The organism is Alteromonas sp. CNT1-28, from assembly GCF_022348345.1.
GTDB classification, from domain to species: domain Bacteria; phylum Pseudomonadota; class Gammaproteobacteria; order Enterobacterales; family Alteromonadaceae; genus Alteromonas; species Alteromonas macleodii.
On record NZ_JAKREZ010000002.1, the window covers coordinates 45,222 to 62,570 of the forward strand.

13 protein-coding genes are annotated in these 17,349 nt (G+C 45.4%); 4 read left to right on the top strand and 9 right to left on the bottom strand.

Annotated features, from left to right (window positions below):
* Positions 1 to 6 precede the first annotated feature (6 nt).
* The 6 genes from leuB to mutS form a co-directional block, all read right to left on the bottom strand.
* Entirely contained in the window at positions 7 to 1,104 is a 1,098-nt protein-coding gene (gene leuB / locus MHN02_RS01890; protein WP_014975821.1) for a 3-isopropylmalate dehydrogenase, read from the bottom strand.
* Entirely contained in the window at positions 1,105 to 2,664 is a 1,560-nt protein-coding gene (leuA, locus tag MHN02_RS01895) for a 2-isopropylmalate synthase (protein WP_014948485.1), read from the bottom strand.
* A gap of 450 nt (positions 2,665 to 3,114) precedes the next feature.
* Complete coding sequence (locus tag MHN02_RS01900) at positions 3,115 to 3,849, bottom strand: hypothetical protein (protein ID WP_014975822.1); 735 nt, start codon at positions 3,847 to 3,849, stop codon at positions 3,115 to 3,117.
* A 146-nt stretch (positions 3,850 to 3,995) separates the two neighbouring features.
* Entirely contained in the window at positions 3,996 to 5,288 is a 1,293-nt protein-coding gene (gene eno, locus MHN02_RS01905) for a phosphopyruvate hydratase (RefSeq protein WP_014975823.1), read from the bottom strand.
* A 59-nt stretch (positions 5,289 to 5,347) separates the two neighbouring features.
* Entirely contained in the window at positions 5,348 to 6,979 is a 1,632-nt protein-coding gene (locus MHN02_RS01910; RefSeq protein ID WP_061094373.1) for a CTP synthase, read from the bottom strand.
* Between the two features lie 156 nt (positions 6,980 to 7,135).
* Positions 7,136 to 9,757, bottom strand: a complete 2,622-nt coding sequence (mutS, locus tag MHN02_RS01915; RefSeq protein ID WP_239244424.1) for a DNA mismatch repair protein MutS — start codon at positions 9,755 to 9,757, stop codon at positions 7,136 to 7,138.
* 143 nt (positions 9,758 to 9,900) lie between these two features.
* Here mutS and MHN02_RS01920 point away from each other — a divergent pair, with 143 nt between their 5' ends.
* The 4 genes from MHN02_RS01920 to MHN02_RS01935 all read left to right on the top strand — a co-directional run bounded on the left by MHN02_RS01920 (position 9,901) and on the right by MHN02_RS01935 (position 13,925).
* Positions 9,901 to 10,440, top strand: coding sequence for a CinA family protein (locus MHN02_RS01920; protein ID WP_239244313.1), 540 nt, complete (start codon positions 9,901 to 9,903; stop codon positions 10,438 to 10,440).
* Positions 10,441 to 10,560: 120 nt separating this feature from the next.
* Positions 10,561 to 11,607 (top strand): recombinase RecA, encoded by a 1,047-nt coding sequence (gene recA, locus MHN02_RS01925; RefSeq protein WP_014948506.1) that lies wholly within the window; start codon positions 10,561 to 10,563, stop codon positions 11,605 to 11,607.
* A 316-nt stretch (positions 11,608 to 11,923) separates the two neighbouring features.
* Positions 11,924 to 12,745, top strand: coding sequence for an ATP-binding cassette domain-containing protein (locus tag MHN02_RS01930; RefSeq protein WP_069943842.1), 822 nt, complete (start codon positions 11,924 to 11,926; stop codon positions 12,743 to 12,745).
* Positions 12,729 to 13,925, top strand: a complete 1,197-nt coding sequence (locus MHN02_RS01935) for an ABC transporter permease (protein WP_014997519.1) — start codon at positions 12,729 to 12,731, stop codon at positions 13,923 to 13,925. The genes MHN02_RS01930 and MHN02_RS01935 overlap by 17 nt, the downstream gene beginning before the upstream one ends.
* A gap of 137 nt (positions 13,926 to 14,062) precedes the next feature.
* Here the strand turns inward: MHN02_RS01935 and MHN02_RS01940 are convergent, their stop codons facing one another.
* The 3 genes from MHN02_RS01940 to MHN02_RS01950 form a co-directional block, all read right to left on the bottom strand.
* Positions 14,063 to 15,283: an ATP-binding protein gene (locus MHN02_RS01940; protein WP_069943843.1), complete on the bottom strand. Its 1,221-nt coding sequence runs from the start codon at positions 15,281 to 15,283 to the stop codon at positions 14,063 to 14,065.
* Positions 15,280 to 15,984, bottom strand: a complete 705-nt coding sequence (locus MHN02_RS01945; protein ID WP_069943844.1) for a response regulator — start codon at positions 15,982 to 15,984, stop codon at positions 15,280 to 15,282. Before MHN02_RS01945 ends, MHN02_RS01940 begins: the two co-directional genes overlap by 4 nt.
* A gap of 386 nt (positions 15,985 to 16,370) precedes the next feature.
* Positions 16,371 to 17,312 carry a MipA/OmpV family protein gene (locus tag MHN02_RS01950; RefSeq protein WP_170826496.1) on the bottom strand — a complete coding sequence of 314 codons (942 nt, stop codon included), beginning with the start codon at positions 17,310 to 17,312 and terminating at the stop codon, positions 16,371 to 16,373.
* Positions 17,313 to 17,349: the final 37 nt, after the last annotated feature.

Below are 17,349 nucleotides of genomic sequence, written 5' to 3' on the forward strand. Positions count from 1 at the left end.
GTTGTTTTACTCCTGCGCCATTAATTGTTTAACGATTTCATCGCCTACTTGCGACGTGCTTGCCGCTTGGCTGCGTTTATCTGCAGGTAATAACTCGCCCGTAAGTACTCCTGCTTCTAGCGTTGCCACTACTGCCTTTTCAATTGCGTCGGCAGCATCATTCAAGTCCATGCTGAAACGCAGCATCATGGCGGCCGATAAAATTTGTGCGATAGGGTTAGCAATGCCTTGGCCTGCAATATCTGGGGCCGAACCGCCTGCTGGCTCATAAAGGCCAAAGCCTTCCTCGTTCATGCTTGCCGATGGCAACAAGCCCATAGAGCCCGTCATCATAGCGCATTCATCAGAAACGATATCGCCAAAAAGGTTTGAACACAGCATCACATCGAACTGCGCCGGATTCTTCATTATTTGCATAGTGGCATTGTCGATGTAGATATGGTCAAGCTCTACATCTGGATAGTCTTTTGCTACTTCTTCAGCAATTTCACGCCATAAACGGCTGGTTACCAGTACGTTGGCTTTGTCCACCGACGTCACTTTGCCGCGACGCTTCTGTGCTGCTTCAAACGCTGCAATAGCAATACGGCGAATTTCACGTTTACTGTAGCGCATAGTGTCATACGCGAATTCTTCTTCGCCTTCACCTTCTCGGCCCTTCGGCTGACCAAAGTAGATACCGCTGGTTAACTCGCGCACTACCAAAACATCTACGCCTGATTTAGCAATGTCTTCACGAAGGGGAGACAGGCTTTCAAGGCCCGGATAAATGCGAGCTGGGCGCAAGTTGCTGAACAGGTCAAAATGACTGCGAAGGGTAAGTAATGCGGCACGCTCAGGACGTTGCTCTAACGGCAAGGTGTCCCACTTAGGGCCACCGATGCTGCCAAACAAGATCGCATCGGCTTGCTCACAGCCCAAAAGCGTTTTTGAGGGTAGCGCTTCGCCTTCAGTATCAATGGCGTAGCCACCTACAGGATATGCAGTACGGTTGAGTGTGACGTTAAACTTCTTTTCAACAGCATCTAAAACCTTATTGGCTTCCTGCATAACTTCTGGGCCGATACCGTCTCCGGCTAATACGGCAATTGAATACTGGCTCATTTATACTCCTGCAACGCGTTCTTGTTGATTTTTTTGCTGATCAATTTGATCGGCTAAATATGTGTTGTTTAATACAAAGATAAGGGCTTTAACGCCGGCTTCCACAATATCTGTAGCCAAGCCGATTCCATGGAAACGACGGCCTTTATATGTAGCGATAACGCTCACTTGCGCCAAAGCGTCGGCACCTTCACCTTTTGAATCTAATTTAAAGTCGACAACTTCTAAATCTTCGTGACCTAGTATAGACATGATGGCCTTATAAGCCGCATCTACCGGGCCGTTTCCAATGCTAGACTGGGTAATTTCTTCAGTGCCCACTTTCATTTTAACGGTGGCGCTTGGAATAATTTCACGCCCTGAATTCGCTTGAAGATAAAGCAACTGGAAGTGTGCTTGGTCGTGCTTTTGCTTATCGAAGAACAACAAGGCTTCAAGGTCGTAATCGTATACTTGGCCTTTTTTATCCGCTAACTTTAAGAATGCGTCATACACCGCTTCTAAGTCATAGTCTTCGGTTTTATAGCCAAGTTCGGTTAAGCGATGCTTAATCACATGACGGCCAGAACGTGACGTTAAGTTTAGGTTGTTCTTATTAATACCCACACTTTCTGGAGTCATAATTTCATAGGTATTTTGCGCTTTTAAGACACCGTCTTGGTGAATACCAGATGAATGGCTAAACGCATTCGCGCCAACAATGGCCTTGTTTGATTGAACTGGCATGTTACAAAGCTGGCTGACTAGCTTAGATGTGCGCGATATTTCGGTAGAATTAATGTTAGTTTCAAAGCCCAACATGTTCTTACGGGTTTGCAAGATCATAGCAATTTCTTCAAGTGATGCATTACCAGCACGCTCGCCAATACCGTTTATCGTACATTCAACCTGTCTGGCACCTTGCTCAACAGCTGCTAATGAATTTGCTACCGCTAAGCCCAAGTCGTTGTGACAATGCACTGAAATGGTTGCTTTATCGATATTTGGAACGCGATTAAACAATTGCTGAATAATACCGCCAAACTCTGTAGGTGTTGTGTAGCCTACGGTGTCCGGAATATTCACCGTCGTCGCGCCAGCGCTAATAGCGGCTTCAACCATTCGGCATAGGTAATCAATATGGGTACGCCCCGCATCTTCACAGGAAAACTCTACATCGTCAGTATACTTACGTGCATGTTTCACCGCGGCTACGGCCATATCTACAATTTCATCTTGTGACTTGCGAAGCTTGGCACCTACGTGAATCTCTGACGTTGCGATGAAGGTGTGAATTCTGAATTGCTCAGCAACGCTTAATGCTTGTCCGCATGCATCAATATCACCCGGCAATGCGCGAGATAGGCCACAAACGATGGAGTTCTTAACTTCTTTGGCAATCATTTGTACAGAGCGAAAATCGCCGGGTGAAGAGACAGGAAAGCCTGCCTCAATGATGTCAACGCCTAACCGTTCGAGCGCCAGCGCGATCTGCAATTTCTCTTTGGCACTTAGGCTTGCAGGTAAGGCCTGCTCGCCGTCTCGCAATGTGGTATCAAAGATCTTCACTTGATTTGTCATGACGCTCTCTCAGTTGAATAGTTAAAAAAAACCCGTGCTTGGCACGGGTTTTTGTGAAATTAAATCGCTGGTCGCAATCTACCCGTGCAGTCTGGCTGCCATAAGGAGTAGAGATAGAAGAAGGAAACGAATACGCATTTGTTGTTGTTTCTTTGCTGACCAAGTTGATAGCGACAATGTACCCATGTGGCATGAAGAGGTCAACCATTGTTTACAATAATGAGTATATTTTTCGTGTATAAATACTTTCTTTTAATTATTTAGGATACTTGTCCTAACGATCTTGGCCTGAGAGCAACGTGACCAGTAACTACAGCCATTTGTGAGGGGGTTAATTTACTATATATGATGTTGGTTAGGATGTTTGTACTAAATTTGGTTGTGGAGGCGCAAAAGAGATTGTGGTTTTTTATGCGGATATACTGGTTTTTTATTCTTGTCGGGGCTTTGTTACCTATTAAGCAGCGTAAAGTTCTTCCAGTTGATTTGAGTCGATAAGCGCATTTCGCGAAGGGATAAGGCACGTGGTGAACGCTTGGATTTAAAGCTCCATGCGTGGCCACAGCATGCAGCGGTCATTATCGCCTTTGAAGGCCGTAGCAGTATTTTGTTTTGAACTGAAAGTGCCGTGGCCGTTTCCATTTCATCGCGTAGTGGAGTTGAAGAAATGCACTCCCCTGAATTGGCAAACCATCCATTTTTGTTCAAATGGAGCTGGGTATTGTCTTGGTTTACCATATCAATGGAATCAAGCTCAATGTGAGAACCTTCCATATTTAAAATTAAAACAGGTACAACAAGACCATACCTAGCGTTTTTTCTATACCACGCTTCTCGCTTTTCTACATCGTCTAAATGATTAATGCCGGGGCACTTTGCAGATTGCTTGGCATACCAACTTCCATTATGGGTATCTGTTTTTAGCGGGGATGGGTTGTTTGAGTTGCCATTATTTATCATATATCGAGCAATAGCTTTCACGTGATAGGGAAGCCCGCCCATTCGACGCTTAAGCAGCGATAGGTTTTTTATCTCGCTATGAGCTAGAGAGACGATTTCTCTTTCATACAGAGCAGTACATATTTCATTGAATTGAGGGTGGCTTCCGCCGAGTTCACCAGCTTCACTGAAAAAGCCAACTTGGGAGTTGGGCAAAGAGTGGGAAAGTTTGTCGCCTGAAGCCATCGGGATTATCAAATACCTGTCTAAAGTTATTTAACCCTAGCAAGATTAAGCGCTTGTTGCTACACGGTTTCATTAAACAATGCGAAAAATAGACACAAAAAAAGCCGCTATAGAAAGCGGCTTTTCATCATAATCTCAGGCGTCAATTATTGACCTTTGATTTCGCTACGGCCTTTGTAAGTAGCAGCGTCACCTAGTGCTTCTTCAATACGAAGTAACTGGTTGTACTTAGCAACACGGTCAGAACGGCATAGTGAACCCGTTTTGATTTGGCCCGCCGCTGTACCTACTGCTAGGTCGGCAATAGTGGCGTCTTCAGTTTCACCAGAACGGTGAGAGATAACTGCCGTAAAGCCCGCATCTTTTGCCATTTTAATAGCGTTAAGGGTTTCAGTTAGTGAACCGATTTGGTTGAACTTGATAAGGATTGAGTTACCAATACCGTTATCAATACCGCGCTTAAGAATTTTAGTGTTAGTTACAAACAAGTCGTCACCAACTAGCTGTACTTTGTCGCCAATCTTCTTAGTTAGGCTTGCCCAGCCGTCCCAGTCGCTTTCGTCCAGGCCGTCTTCAATAGATACAATTGGGTATTGTGAAGAAAGGTCAGCAAGGTAATCGCCAAACGCTTCTGAATCGAAGCTCTTGTCTTCACCAGATAGTACGTATTTGCCTTCTTTATAGAATTCAGACGCCGCGCAGTCTAGTGCAAGGGTGATGTCTTCATTCATTTTATAGCCAGCGTTTTCAACGGCTTCTACGATTACTGCAAGCGCTTCAGCGTTTGAGCTAAGATTAGGGGCAAAACCACCTTCGTCACCAACTGCTGTATTAAGACCTTTAGCAGACAGTACTTTCTTAAGAGCGTGGAAGATTTCTGCACCCATACGTAGTGCTTCTTTGAAGCTCTTCGCGCCAACTGGCTGTACCATGAACTCTTGAATGTCTACGTTGTTGTCAGCGTGCTCACCACCGTTGATGATGTTCATCATAGGTACTGGCATAGAGTATTGGCCAGATGTACCGTTTAGGTCTGCAATGTGCTCGTAAAGCGCTACGCCTTTTTCCGCTGCAGCCGCTTTAGCTACAGCAAGAGAAACTGCAAGAATTGCGTTCGCACCAAGGGTTTCTTTGTTTTCTGTGCCATCAAGGTCAATCATGATGCCGTCGATATCAGCTTGCGCTAGTGCGTCTTTGCCGATAAGCGCTGGCGCGATGGTATCGTTAACTGCTGCAACTGCCTTTGTTACACCTTTACCTAGGTAACGAGACTTGTCGCCGTCGCGTAGCTCTAGTGCTTCGCGGCTACCAGTAGAGGCACCAGATGGTGCTGCAGCACGGCCCATTACGCCTGATTCTAAGTATACATCTGCTTCTACGGTAGGGTTTCCGCGTGAATCTAAGATTTCGCGTCCGATAATGCGACTAATTTTCGCCATGTTTTTTCCTCAACAATTGAATGGGGTGCAACGGGAGAGAGCACCCCTTTTATTAGAAATTAGTGATTTTCTTTCTGGTATTTTCCTGCCGCAGCAACGAAACCAGTGAATAATGGGTGTCCATCCCGAGGAGTTGATGTGAACTCAGGGTGGAATTGGCCCGCAATGAACCAAGGATGATCAGGGATTTCCACCACTTCTACAAGTCGCTTGTCAGTGGACAAACCACTTACTTTCAATCCCGCAGCTTCAATTTGGTCGCGCAGGTTATTGTTCACTTCATAACGGTGACGGTGACGCTCATAAATTTCGGCATTACCATACATCTCATGAACTTTTGTACCTTCAATAAGGTGGCAAAGCTGGCTGCCTAAGCGCATAGTTCCGCCAAGATCTGAGTTTTCAGTGCGAGTTTCAGTTGTACCGGCTGCGTCTAACCACTCAGTGATTAGGCCCACAACAGGATAAGGCGTTTCAGGGTCGAACTCTGTGCTGTTCGCATTTTCCATACCTGCAACATTGCGCGCGTACTCGATAAGCGCTACCTGCATACCTAAGCAAATGCCAAGGTAAGGGACTTTGTTTTCACGGGCATAACGCGCAGCAGCAATTTTACCTTCTATACCGCGTTCGCCAAAGCCGCCAGGCACCAAGATAGCATCTAGTTTTTCTAGAATTTGGGTACCTTTACTTTCCACGTCTTGTGAGTCAATGTGGTGGATGTTCACAGTTAGACGGTTTTTAAGGCCAGCATGCTTAAGCGCTTCATTAACAGACTTATAAGCGTCAGGTAATTCAACATACTTGCCTACCATGCCAATGTTAACTTCTGCAGTAGGGTTTGATTCTGCGTAAAGTACTTGTTCCCACTCAGATAAGTCGGCTTCTTCACACTCAAGACCGAAGCGGTCTACAACTAACTGATCCATGCCTTGTGCTTTAAGTGCAGCAGGGATGCGGTAAATGCTGTCTACGTCTTTCAAAGAAATAACGGCTTTGTCAGCAACGTTTGTGAATAGGGCGATTTTCGAGCGCTCACTAGCCGGCAATGCACCTACTGAACGACAAACGAGAATGTCTGGTTGAATACCAATAGAGCGAAGCTCTTTTACCGAGTGCTGCGTAGGCTTAGTTTTTACTTCACCTGATGCTGGCATATAAGGTACTAGCGTTAAGTGCATGAACATAGCGCGTTCACGGCCTACTTCGGTACCTAGCTGACGAATAGCTTCTAAGAAAGGTTGTGACTCGATGTCACCTACGGTTCCGCCTACTTCAACAATAGCTACATCGTGACCTTCAGCACCTTCAATTACGCGGCGCTTAATTTCATTGGTGATATGAGGAATAACCTGAATGGTTGCGCCAAGGTAATCACCGCGACGCTCGCGCTTTAACACTTCTTCGTATACACGGCCGGTAGTGAAGTTGTTGCGCTTAGTCATGCGGGTGCGAATAAAACGCTCATAGTGACCAAGATCAAGGTCGGTCTCAGCGCCGTCATCGGTAACAAATACTTCACCATGCTGGATAGGGCTCATAGTGCCCGGGTCGACATTGATGTAAGGGTCGAGTTTTAACATGGTTACGGTGAGACCGCGAGCTTCCAGAATTGCGGCCAACGATGCTGCAGCAATACCTTTACCTAGCGATGAAACTACACCACCGGTGACGAAAATATAATTTGTCATGCGAAACCTAGAACGTTTGGGTTGTATGGTAAATATAGGCTGAGTTTAGAACAAAACCAGCTACACTTTGGACGGGGCGATAGTATACGCAAATTCATGTGGGCAGACAATCAATTTGCCCACATGATGCGCAATTTATACGCGCTTAAGCTTGGTTTAAGATTGGCTCAGGCGCTTAAGTGTGTAGATAAGGTCTAGCGCTTGGCGCGGTGATAGCTCATCGGGTGACAAGTTTTCAAGGGCTTCTACTACCGGGTGCGGCTTATCAGGGAACAGCATTTCAGCTTGGCCTTTGGTATTTGATGGAGCTTTACCTGATGCGCTTGTTTTATTTCCACCTTTTACCGAGCTCTTCGCCACAAAAGACTCATCATTGGCTTTCTCTGATCCATCTTCCGTGCTGGTCATAAGGTGTGATGATTCCAACACCGCAAGTTTTTGTTGCGCCGCTTTTATTACCGCCTTAGGTACGCCTGCAAGTTGGGCAACTTGTAAACCAAAGCTTTTGCTCGCCGCACCTTCTGATACGGTATGCATGAAGCGTATAGTATCTTCAAACTCCATCGCATCTAAGTGCACATTCACTACGCCGCTTTGCGTTTCTGGAAGTTCAGTTAGTTCAAAGTAATGAGTGGCAAAAAGCGTATAAGCATTTAACTGTTTTGCCAAATAACTCGCGCATGCCCACGCCAGTGACAATCCGTCATAGGTACTGGTACCTCGGCCTATTTCATCCATTAAAACCAGTGAGTTTTCTGTGGCATTGTTGAGAATGTTCGCCGTTTCTGTCATCTCAACCATAAAGGTAGAGCGACCTGAGGCTAAGTCATCTGATGCGCCTATACGGGTGAAAATACGATCAAGTTTTCCTATGTGGGCGTTTTCAGCAGGTACAAAGCTACCAATACAGGCTAGTAACGCAATCAACGCTGTTTGGCGCATGTAAGTTGATTTACCGCCCATGTTCGGGCCAGTAATAATTAGCATGCGGCGCTCGGTATCTAGCTGTAGCGGGTTGGCAATGAAGGGGTCTTTCATTACGTTTTCAACCACAGGGTGGCGGCCGGCATCATAGGTAAGTGCACATTCTTGGCTTAGATTTGGTCGATGCCAATCAAGGGAGACTGCCCGTTCGGCAAAACAGCACAGCACGTCAAGCTTGGCAAGGGCTGCGGCGGTTTCAATTAAGTTATTTAAGTGTGGAGCAAAGTTATCAAACAAGGCTTCATAAAGCTGCTTTTCAAGAGCAAGTGCAGCACCCTGACTGCTTAGCACTTTATCTTCGTGCTCTTTAAGTTCTGGCGTTATATAACGTTCAGTGTTTTTAAGGGTTTGTCTTCGAATATATTCAGCAGGCGCTAATGCACTGTTGGCCCGGCTAATTTCAATAAAGAACCCGTGAACTTTGTTATAGCCCACTTTTAGCGTAGAAATGCCGGTGCGCTCGCGCTCACGTTGCTCCATAGCGTCTAAGTAGTCGGTAGCTCCTTGTGATAGCTTACGCAATTCATCAAGTTCGGCGTTGTAGCCCTCGGCAATCACGCCGCCATCCCGTATTACCACTGGTGGGTTATCGATAATGGCATCATTTAACAGGGCTTGAAGTTCAGGGTAAGTGCCAATGGTTTCGCTAATACTTCGGATTTGCCCTGTGTCGAACCGAGCTAGAGCATCTTGTAAGTCAGGCAGGGCGTTAAAGGCATTTTTTAGGCGAGCAAAGTCCCGTGGCCGCGCTGAACGAAGAGCTAAGCGCGCCATAATACGCTCAATGTCACCAATGTGTTTGAGCGCGGTGCGAATATCTTCAGGGTCGTCATTAATAAACGTTTCAACAGCATCTAAACGGCTGTGCAGTTCATGCTGGTCGGTTAAAGGCGAGTGAATAACGCGCTGCAGCATACGACTACCCATGGCCGTAGTGGTGGTATCCATCACGCTGAACAGCGTATTTTCCTGTCCGCCCGACAAATTATGGGTAAGTTCTAGGTTTCTGCGGGTGGCAGCATCAAGCTGCACACGGCTGTCTTGCTGTTCGGTCTGAATGCGGCGAATGTGAGGCAGAGCAGTGCGCTGGGTATCCTTTACATATTGTAAAACGCAGCCCGCTGCGCCTAAGCCTTTAGTGACGCCTTTTATTCCAAAGCCATCTAATGTTTTGGTTTCAAACTGTGCGTTTAATTGCTCTGTGGCGGTATCAATGTCGAATTCCCATTCAGGACGGCGTCTAAGTCCTTTGCGGTTTTCAACCAATGCTAAGCTTTCAAATCCTTCGGGGTAGAGCAGTTCTGCCGGGTTAATGCGCTGAATTTCAGCAAGTAGGCTTTCATCGCTGTCGCATTCAAACACAACAAAACGACCGCTTGTAACATCTAGGGTTGCCAGACCATAGTGCATACTGTGACCACAAACGGCGGCCAGAATATTGTCGCGACGTTCTTCTAACAGCGCTTCGTCGGTGACTGTACCAGGCGTAACAATACGTTGTACCGCGCGTTCAACAGGGCCTTTACTGGTGGCTGGGTCTCCTACCTGTTCACAAATGGCTACTGACTCGCCCATTTTCACTAAGCGTGACAGATAGCTTTCTACCGCATGATAAGGCACACCAGCCATAGGAATAGGTTCACCACCAGATTTTCCTCTGGCTGTTAATGAGATATCCAGTAATTCAGCAGCTTTTTTGGCATCGTCGTAAAACAACTCATAAAAGTCGCCCATGCGATAAAACAGTAAAATATTCGGATGCTGCGCCTTAATAGTCAGGTATTGGCGCATCATAGGAGTATGTGATTCCAAAAAATGCCTCTGCGAATTTGTTGCTGGGTTTAATGCCTGTTGAGGGGAATAAATGATAAACTCACGCCCACTAAGATCAAGCGAAGATCTGATAAAGCACAACAGGTGTAATTAGGTATATCCAAATGAGCACAACATTTTTAACTGATTCGACAGCAAACGCCACCCCTTTAACGCTTGATAGCGCATTATCTGCGCAAGTTCAGGTGTTAGGCGACGCACTAAGGGAAAAAGGTTGGACTGTATCAAGCGCTGAGTCGTGTACAGGCGGAGGAGTCGCTTTTGCTTTTACCAGTGTGGCTGGCAGTTCTGATTGGTTTAACCAATCCTGGGTGACGTACTCAAACGACGCAAAGCAAAGCATACTGGGCGTAACAGAGCAGACGCTAAAAGAGTACGGCGCGGTGTCGAAGCAAACGGTAATTGAAATGGCAGACGGCGTGCGCCGTAATAGCGGAGCGCAACTTGTTGTAACGGTGAGTGGCATTGCCGGTCCTGGCGGTGGTAGCAAAGAAAAACCAGTGGGCACGGTATGGTTCGGCTTTTTATGTGGAGAACACGAAGCGCAAATTAAACAGGTGTTTAGCGGCAATCGCGACGAAGTACGTCAACACGCTATTAGCTTTGCGATTACTCACTTAGTTAAAATGTTGAGTGAAAATTAAAAACACTGGTTGAAACTGTATGCTTGTACAGTATAGAATGTGATCATTATTTGGTAATTTCATACAAGATATGGAAAACACCAATACAGAATTTAACCGCAAATCCTAGAGGATACATACGTGGACGATAACAAATCAAAAGCTTTAACCGCCGCAGTTGGCCAAATTGAAAAGCAATTTGGTAAAGGCGCAATCATGCGCTTAGGCGATAACCAAGCCATGGATATTGAAGCGATTTCTACTGGCTCACTTACCATTGATATCGCTCTAGGTATAGGCGGTTTGCCATGTGGACGAGTTGTCGAAATCTACGGTCCTGAATCATCAGGTAAAACCACGCTAACGCTTCAAGTTATTGCTGAAGCGCAGCGCAAGGGTAAAACCTGTGCCTTCGTTGATGCGGAACACGCCCTTGACCCGGTATACGCTGAGAAACTAGGCGTAAACATTGATGAGCTATTGGTATCTCAGCCGGATACTGGTGAGCAAGCGCTAGAAATTTGCGACATGCTAGTACGCTCGGGTGCGGTAGATGTTGTTATTGTTGACTCGGTAGCAGCGCTTACACCTAAAGCTGAAATTGAAGGTGACATGGGTGATTCTCACGTTGGTCTGCAGGCGCGTCTAATGTCGCAAGCGTTGCGTAAGCTTACTGCAAACATCAAGCGTTCAAATACACTGTGTATCTTCATTAACCAAATTCGTATGAAGATTGGTGTTATGTTTGGTAACCCAGAAACTACAACCGGTGGTAACGCGCTTAAGTTCTACTCTTCTGTTCGTCTAGACATTCGCCGTATTGGTGCAGTGAAAGAAGGCGACGAGGTAGTTGGTAACGAAACTCGCGTTAAGGTAGTGAAGAACAAAGTTGCACCTCCGTTTAAGCAAGCTGAATTTATGATCCGCTACGGCGAAGGTATCAGCAAAGAAGCTGAGCTTATCGACCTTGGTGTTAAGCAAAAGCTAGTTGATAAAGCGGGTGCTTGGTATAGCTACAAGGGCGACCGCATTGGTCAAGGTAAAGCGAACGTAATGAAGTTCTTGAAAGAGAACCCTGAGATCGCAAACGAGATTGAAACTAAGATCCGCCAAGAACTTTTGCTTTCTAAAACAATGAAAGCAGAGGAAGCGGTACCTCAGCAAGAAGACGATGTGCTTCCTGAGTAAAATTAGCGCTTAACCGCATATTAAGAACCCACCGCTAGGTGGGTTTTTTTATGGCTTCATCAAAGGGTATATTAAGAAATATTTACTAACACTTAATGCAAGGCTGAAACTTGTACAACAAATAAAAACAAGGAATGCTGTAATAAATATTTGTAAGTACAGACTACTAGGGTGCAATGGCCATTACTGCCAAAGCTGGTTAGTACGCTAAAACAACTTTAAACAAATAGAACGGCATAATTTGCGGCTACAGCAAAGCAAGCCTACAACAATAATGAACGGTGCTACTGTTCACACGTGAGAAGAGGGAAGGGAAATGATTGAAATATCAGGCCTTGCTAAGCGTTTTGAGGTGGAGAACCCAAAAAAGCTTAGCGAACAGGAAAAAAAGGACCCGCGATTAAAAGGGCGCTATTTCCAGTCGGTAAGGGATGTGTCGTTTACGTGCGAAAAAGGACAGGTACTTGGGCTGTTAGGGCCAAATGGAGCTGGCAAAACAACCACACTTCGCATGCTTTCAACAGCACTAAAGCCTGATAGCGGAAAAGTTATCATTGGTGGTGAGGATGTGCTTTCTAACCCTAATATTGCCCGTAAAAAAATTGGCTTTTTATCTAGCTCAACGGGCCTTTATGGTCGTTTGAGTGGCCGAGAGAATATTAGCTACTTCGGTGAGTTGCACGGTATTCCAAAAAATGTGATTAACGCGCGTATTGAAGAGTTAGCTGATTTACTCGATATGCAAACCTTCCTTGATAGACGTGCCGAGAATTTCTCATCAGGGATGAAGCAAAAAGTTTCTATTGCTCGCGCTGTTATACACGAGCCTGAACTAGTGGTGCTTGATGAACCCACAACCGGCCTTGATATTATGGCAACCAGTACTGTGATGGAATTCATTCAACGCCTTAAAGATAAAGGCACACCAGTTATTTTCTCTACTCACCATCTTGATGAGGTGCAAACCCTTTGCGACAAGGTGACCGTGATTAACCAAGGTGAAACGGTATTTAACGATTCGCTAGCTGCCTTTAGCGCTTTGTCTGGTAATGGCGGGGCTGGCGGGCAAATGCATAAGAGCTTCCTAAAAACACTATCAATGGATTCTGAGGAGATGGGTAATGTGGTTAATCTTTAAAAAGGAATTCAAAGAGCTATTACGAGATAAGAAAACCATCATATTCATGATTGGTTTACCGCTTTTGTTATTCCCAGCTATTTTCGGTGTCGCGTTCTTTTTCATGAGTTCAGCGGCGGATAAAGCTGAAAATAAAGTACTGAAATACGCGATAGTTGGTGAAGCGTATGCGCCAGCAATTGTTCAGTCTTTTAACGACGCATCAGATAAATTCGAATCGGTTGCGATTGGCGATGAGACTGACTACGCTAAACTCATCAAAAACGAAACATTAGATTTTGTTTTGGTTATTCCTGAAACCTTTGATAGCGACGTTTTGCGTTCAGGTCAGCATAAAATTGAGCTTTATCTCAACGATGCTGGTCTAAATAAGGTGATGGGGCGCGTATCCGACATCATTGATGAATATACCGATGCATTCCAACAAACCGCTTTTGCGCAGCTTAATCTAGATGAAACTCAGCAAGAGGCCTTGCTAAAGCCAATCAAGATAGAAAAGCAAAATGTCGCCGACGATCGCGAAGTGTGGGGTGAACGCTTAGGCGGTATGCTGCCGTATTTCATCTTCATCTTGTGCCTTCAAGGCGCTATGGCCCCAGCGGCTGACTTAGGTGCAGGTGAGAAAGAGCGTGGTACATTAGAAACACTACTTATATCGCCGATGGACCGTCATAAGCTGGTACTGGGTAAATTCTTTACTATCGCTACTGCGGGCATAATTACTGCGCTTATTACCGTGTCTTCCATGGCAATATGGGGACTGGTGTTATCGCAAGGCATGGCCGTTGAGTTTGTGGTTAAGATCATGTCGATGATTGGTCTTGTGGACTTCCTGCTGATCTTCCTGATGTTAGTGCCGGTAGTAGCAGTGTTCGCCGCTATCCTACTATCACTTTCAATTTATGCTCGCTCGTTTAAAGAGGCGCAAAGCTACATGGGGTCGTTAATTATGGTGGTTATTTTCCCTGTAATTATAGCCATGATGCCGGGTGTAGAGCTTAAAGGTGGCTGGGTTTGGGTACCGCTGACAAACGTTGCCCTAGCGATGAAAGAGCTGTTCAAAGGTACCATGGACTACTTTGCGCTCTTTGGCATATTTACGTCTACCGCAGTGATTGCAACCGGATTAATTTTCTTCTGTATCCATTGGTTTAACAAAGAAAAAGTGTTGTTCAGATAACAGCTGTGATTTGAGTATTTTCTCAAACATATCAATGCTATGACGAAAGCCGTTTGGTGTTTGTTAAGGCTCCCCGAACAGTCGGATTACCCACCTGTTCGGGGAAGTTCAAACAACCCAAACGGCTTTTTTAACGTCTATTTTGGATAAGTCAAAATAAAGCTCGCTCCACCTAAAGCACTTGGCTTTACGCTTGCGGTGCCTTTATGCCAGTATTGAATTCGCTGTACAATGGCAAGCCCCAAACCTGCACCACCAGAGTAGCGGACACGGCTATTGTCGGGTCGGTAAAAAGGTTCGAATATACGCTCTGCTAAACTCGGAGCTACACCATCGCCGTCATCACTCACTGAAATAGTAATGGTATCTGGAGTTGACTGAATTTCGATTGCTACTTTACTGTGCGCATGTCGAATGGCATTGGTAAGGAGGTTAGACACAGCTCGCTCCACAAAATGGCCATCCCCTCGTAGTACTACGTTTTCTCCTATGACCGCTAACGCTTTGTCAGTTGTCAAAGATAGACGCTCGATTAGGTTTTCGCAGAGTTCCTTGGCAGGAATATCTGAGATGCTAAGCTCAGGTGTAATGGCATCGTACTGTGTGTAGTCCAGCATTTCTTGTACTAAGCCTTCTAGCTCATCGATATCAGCAAGGATCCCATTCCAGGCTTCACTATTTGGATCGGGGTTCATTTCTAGTGCAAACTTTAATCTAGCGATAGGGGTTCTAAATTCATGTGCCACAGCGCCGGTCAATTCTCTTTGATCTCGAAGCAAACCGTGCACGCGCTCACTCAGTAAGTTAAGCCTGTTGGCGATAGGCTGCATAATCGAACGTTTTTTGAGTGAAATAGAAAGTTGCTCTGTCTCATGTCCTAGATTACTGACTTCGCGGGTAATATGTGAGAGATCACGCCATAATGGCCATAACCAGACCGCCATTGCTAAACCAAGTAAAACTAGAAAGACAAAAAGGTAAACAATCAGGTAAGGCGTTGAAACTTTTTCGTAGGGCAACGTAAGTGCTATAAACTCCTTATTGCCGATGGGGGCGTAAATATATTTGGCTTGTTCGTCGAACAGCGTTATCGATCGGTTATTGGATATTGCGGCTCGCTCGGCGTCTGACCAGCCAACCGAGCCAATGGGCTTGATTTCATAGTTTACGCCTGTCGAGTGTAACCTTTCTATTAGTGATGATCTATCTGAGACAACGAGAGGCAACATTGCCTCTAAAATTTGTGCTTCTTTGGTTTGTTCGTAATTTTCGTTAGGTAATACTAGCTCTAATGTGCTGCTAATCAGTACCAGCGCAATAGCTACAAAAAGGTAGAAACTGACAAACAAGCGCGTCATTTCTCTCCCCAAGCATCGCTTACAAAAAAGAAGCCTTTGCCCCATATTGTCTTGATGCGATAAGGGTTTTGAGGATCATCGGAGAGCTTTTTTCTAAGGCGAGATACACGTACGTCAGCTGACCTATCAAGACCATCGTACTCACGACCAATCAGTTTTCTATAAAGGGTAGTTCGGTCGACTAGCTGTGAAGCATTGTCAGCAAGTAAGCAGAGTAAATCGAATTCATGACTTGTCAGCGTAATAACGTTATCTGCAAGCGTCACTCGACGTGAGGCTTTATCAATAGAAAGCGAACCAAAACGCAACACATCGCTATTACTTTCTTGTGGTAACGCCGATATTGTTCGTCTTAATAATGCATTGATTCGCGCCAACAGCACGCGTGGCTCTACGGGTTTTACAACGTAGTCATCTGCACCAATTTCAAGCCCTATCACTTGGTCAAAGTCTTCATTTTTTGCAGTCATAAAAAGAAGCGGACCCGTATAGAATTGTCTTAACTGGCTACACAGAGCAAAGCCGTCTTCACCTGGCAGCATGACATCAAGTATGACTATATCTGGTATAACAGTTTTTACTAACTCAACAAGACCTTCACCGCATGCTAGTCTCGAAACGTTAAAGCCGTTGCGTTCGAGGTACTCAACGACCAATGCCGCTAAACGTTCGTCATCTTCTACTAATACTAAGTTTTTCATTAGAACAAACTCCACGGGTTTCTTACACGCCGCCGGTGTGTAGAGGCTTTTCGATATTTCACCTTAAGCATAACTGAGGGGGCTTTTCCGTCATCTCCACTTTTAAGAGTGAGTGTAGAGTCTGCCTCCAATTCTAACCTATACTTAGTGGGAAGCTGATCGGGTAACCAACAACCTAATAGGCGATTGTTTATGTGCAAACATTGCTCACTCGAGCTCATTTCCGGGTAGGTCAGAGTGATAGGTAATATGCAAACTTCACCTTTTTGAGAGGCAATACACTCGCTTGGAAATACAGAAAAAAACGCGGGGCTTTTTTCTTTGGCGAAACTAGGTAGACAAAGTAATAGGAGAATGGCGAGCAGTAAAATACGCATTACTTCATCCTAAAACCGGTAGCCAACGCCAAAGAACATATTGGTAACATAGCGTTTTGACACCAGCGGACTGTCAGTCATCCCGCTGCCCAATGACGTAATTTGAATCCTACCCAGCCAATGCCAATGCTGATTTATAGGTTTGTTGAAAAGCAAACCTCCAGTAAATTGAAATGTGCTTCCCGCGCTATACCACAGGGTTTCATCACTGGTATCACGTTGGCTGATGCCGTAGTAATAATCTATTAGGTTGCTGCTTTTGTAGGTAACAGATAGATGTGTTGCGAGAGACCAGTCTTGCCATTCGAAATCGTGCTGATACCTACCTGTTGCGCTAAAACCATTATGCACACCAAGAGCATCATGAATTACAGTGAACGACCACCTATCATTGTCGTTAAACCAATTCGTGCGCAATCCTGCATCGAGTGACCAATCGCGTTGTGCGATATCGTCAACAGAGATATAGCGAGGAGGGTCTTCCTCACCACCAGGGCTTGGCGTACCTGCACCATCGGTAACACTGTTTGTAGGTAAAAATATATTGCTTGGATGCCAAAATGCAAAATAAGCGCGTTCGGTGTTGGCACGGAGGAAAACTTCGGTTGTTAAATCTTGTCTGGGCTGCCATTGATAACCAAACTCGCCGTTGTCGAAGTATGCATGTTCACCATACCAAGCAACGTCTGGCAATATTATTAGGGGAATAGCGTCGCCATCTACTAATGGGTTAGTGCGAGCCCCAGCACCGAAGGCCACGCCAATTGACCAGTTGTCTTCTTCAATACAAACGAGCTTGTTTTCACAGGCCACTACTGAGGCGTGATAAGCGCTCGCGAAAAACAAAATAAGTAAAAAGCGCGACAACACACAAAGTCCCTTTATCGAAATTGAGGTATCAAGATTACCAAACTGCTCAGTATGAAACAGTACCCGATTACAAATTGTCACATTTATATTCAGTTTGGATCTGAATGATATGTAATGC

Excerpts from the sequence above, each read along its gene's own strand:
- leuB (WP_014975821.1), bottom strand. The coding sequence starts at position 1,104 with ATGAGCCAGTATTCAATTGCCGTATTAGCCGGAGACGGTATCGGCCCA.
- leuA (WP_014948485.1), bottom strand. The coding sequence starts at position 2,664 with ATGACAAATCAAGTGAAGATCTTTGATACCACATTGCGAGACGGCGAG.
- MHN02_RS01900 (WP_014975822.1), bottom strand. The coding sequence starts at position 3,849 with ATGGCTTCAGGCGACAAACTTTCCCACTCTTTGCCCAACTCCCAAGTT.
- eno (WP_014975823.1), bottom strand. The coding sequence starts at position 5,288 with ATGGCGAAAATTAGTCGCATTATCGGACGCGAAATCTTAGATTCACGC.
- MHN02_RS01910 (WP_061094373.1), bottom strand. The coding sequence starts at position 6,979 with ATGACAAATTATATTTTCGTCACCGGTGGTGTAGTTTCATCGCTAGGT.
- mutS (WP_239244424.1), bottom strand. The coding sequence starts at position 9,757 with ATGATGCGCCAATACCTGACTATTAAGGCGCAGCATCCGAATATTTTA.
- MHN02_RS01920 (WP_239244313.1), top strand. The coding sequence starts at position 9,901 with ATGAGCACAACATTTTTAACTGATTCGACAGCAAACGCCACCCCTTTA.
- MHN02_RS01930 (WP_069943842.1), top strand. The coding sequence starts at position 11,924 with ATGATTGAAATATCAGGCCTTGCTAAGCGTTTTGAGGTGGAGAACCCA.
- MHN02_RS01935 (WP_014997519.1), top strand. The coding sequence starts at position 12,729 with ATGTGGTTAATCTTTAAAAAGGAATTCAAAGAGCTATTACGAGATAAG.
- MHN02_RS01940 (WP_069943843.1), bottom strand. The coding sequence starts at position 15,283 with ATGACGCGCTTGTTTGTCAGTTTCTACCTTTTTGTAGCTATTGCGCTG.
- MHN02_RS01945 (WP_069943844.1), bottom strand. The coding sequence starts at position 15,984 with ATGAAAAACTTAGTATTAGTAGAAGATGACGAACGTTTAGCGGCATTG.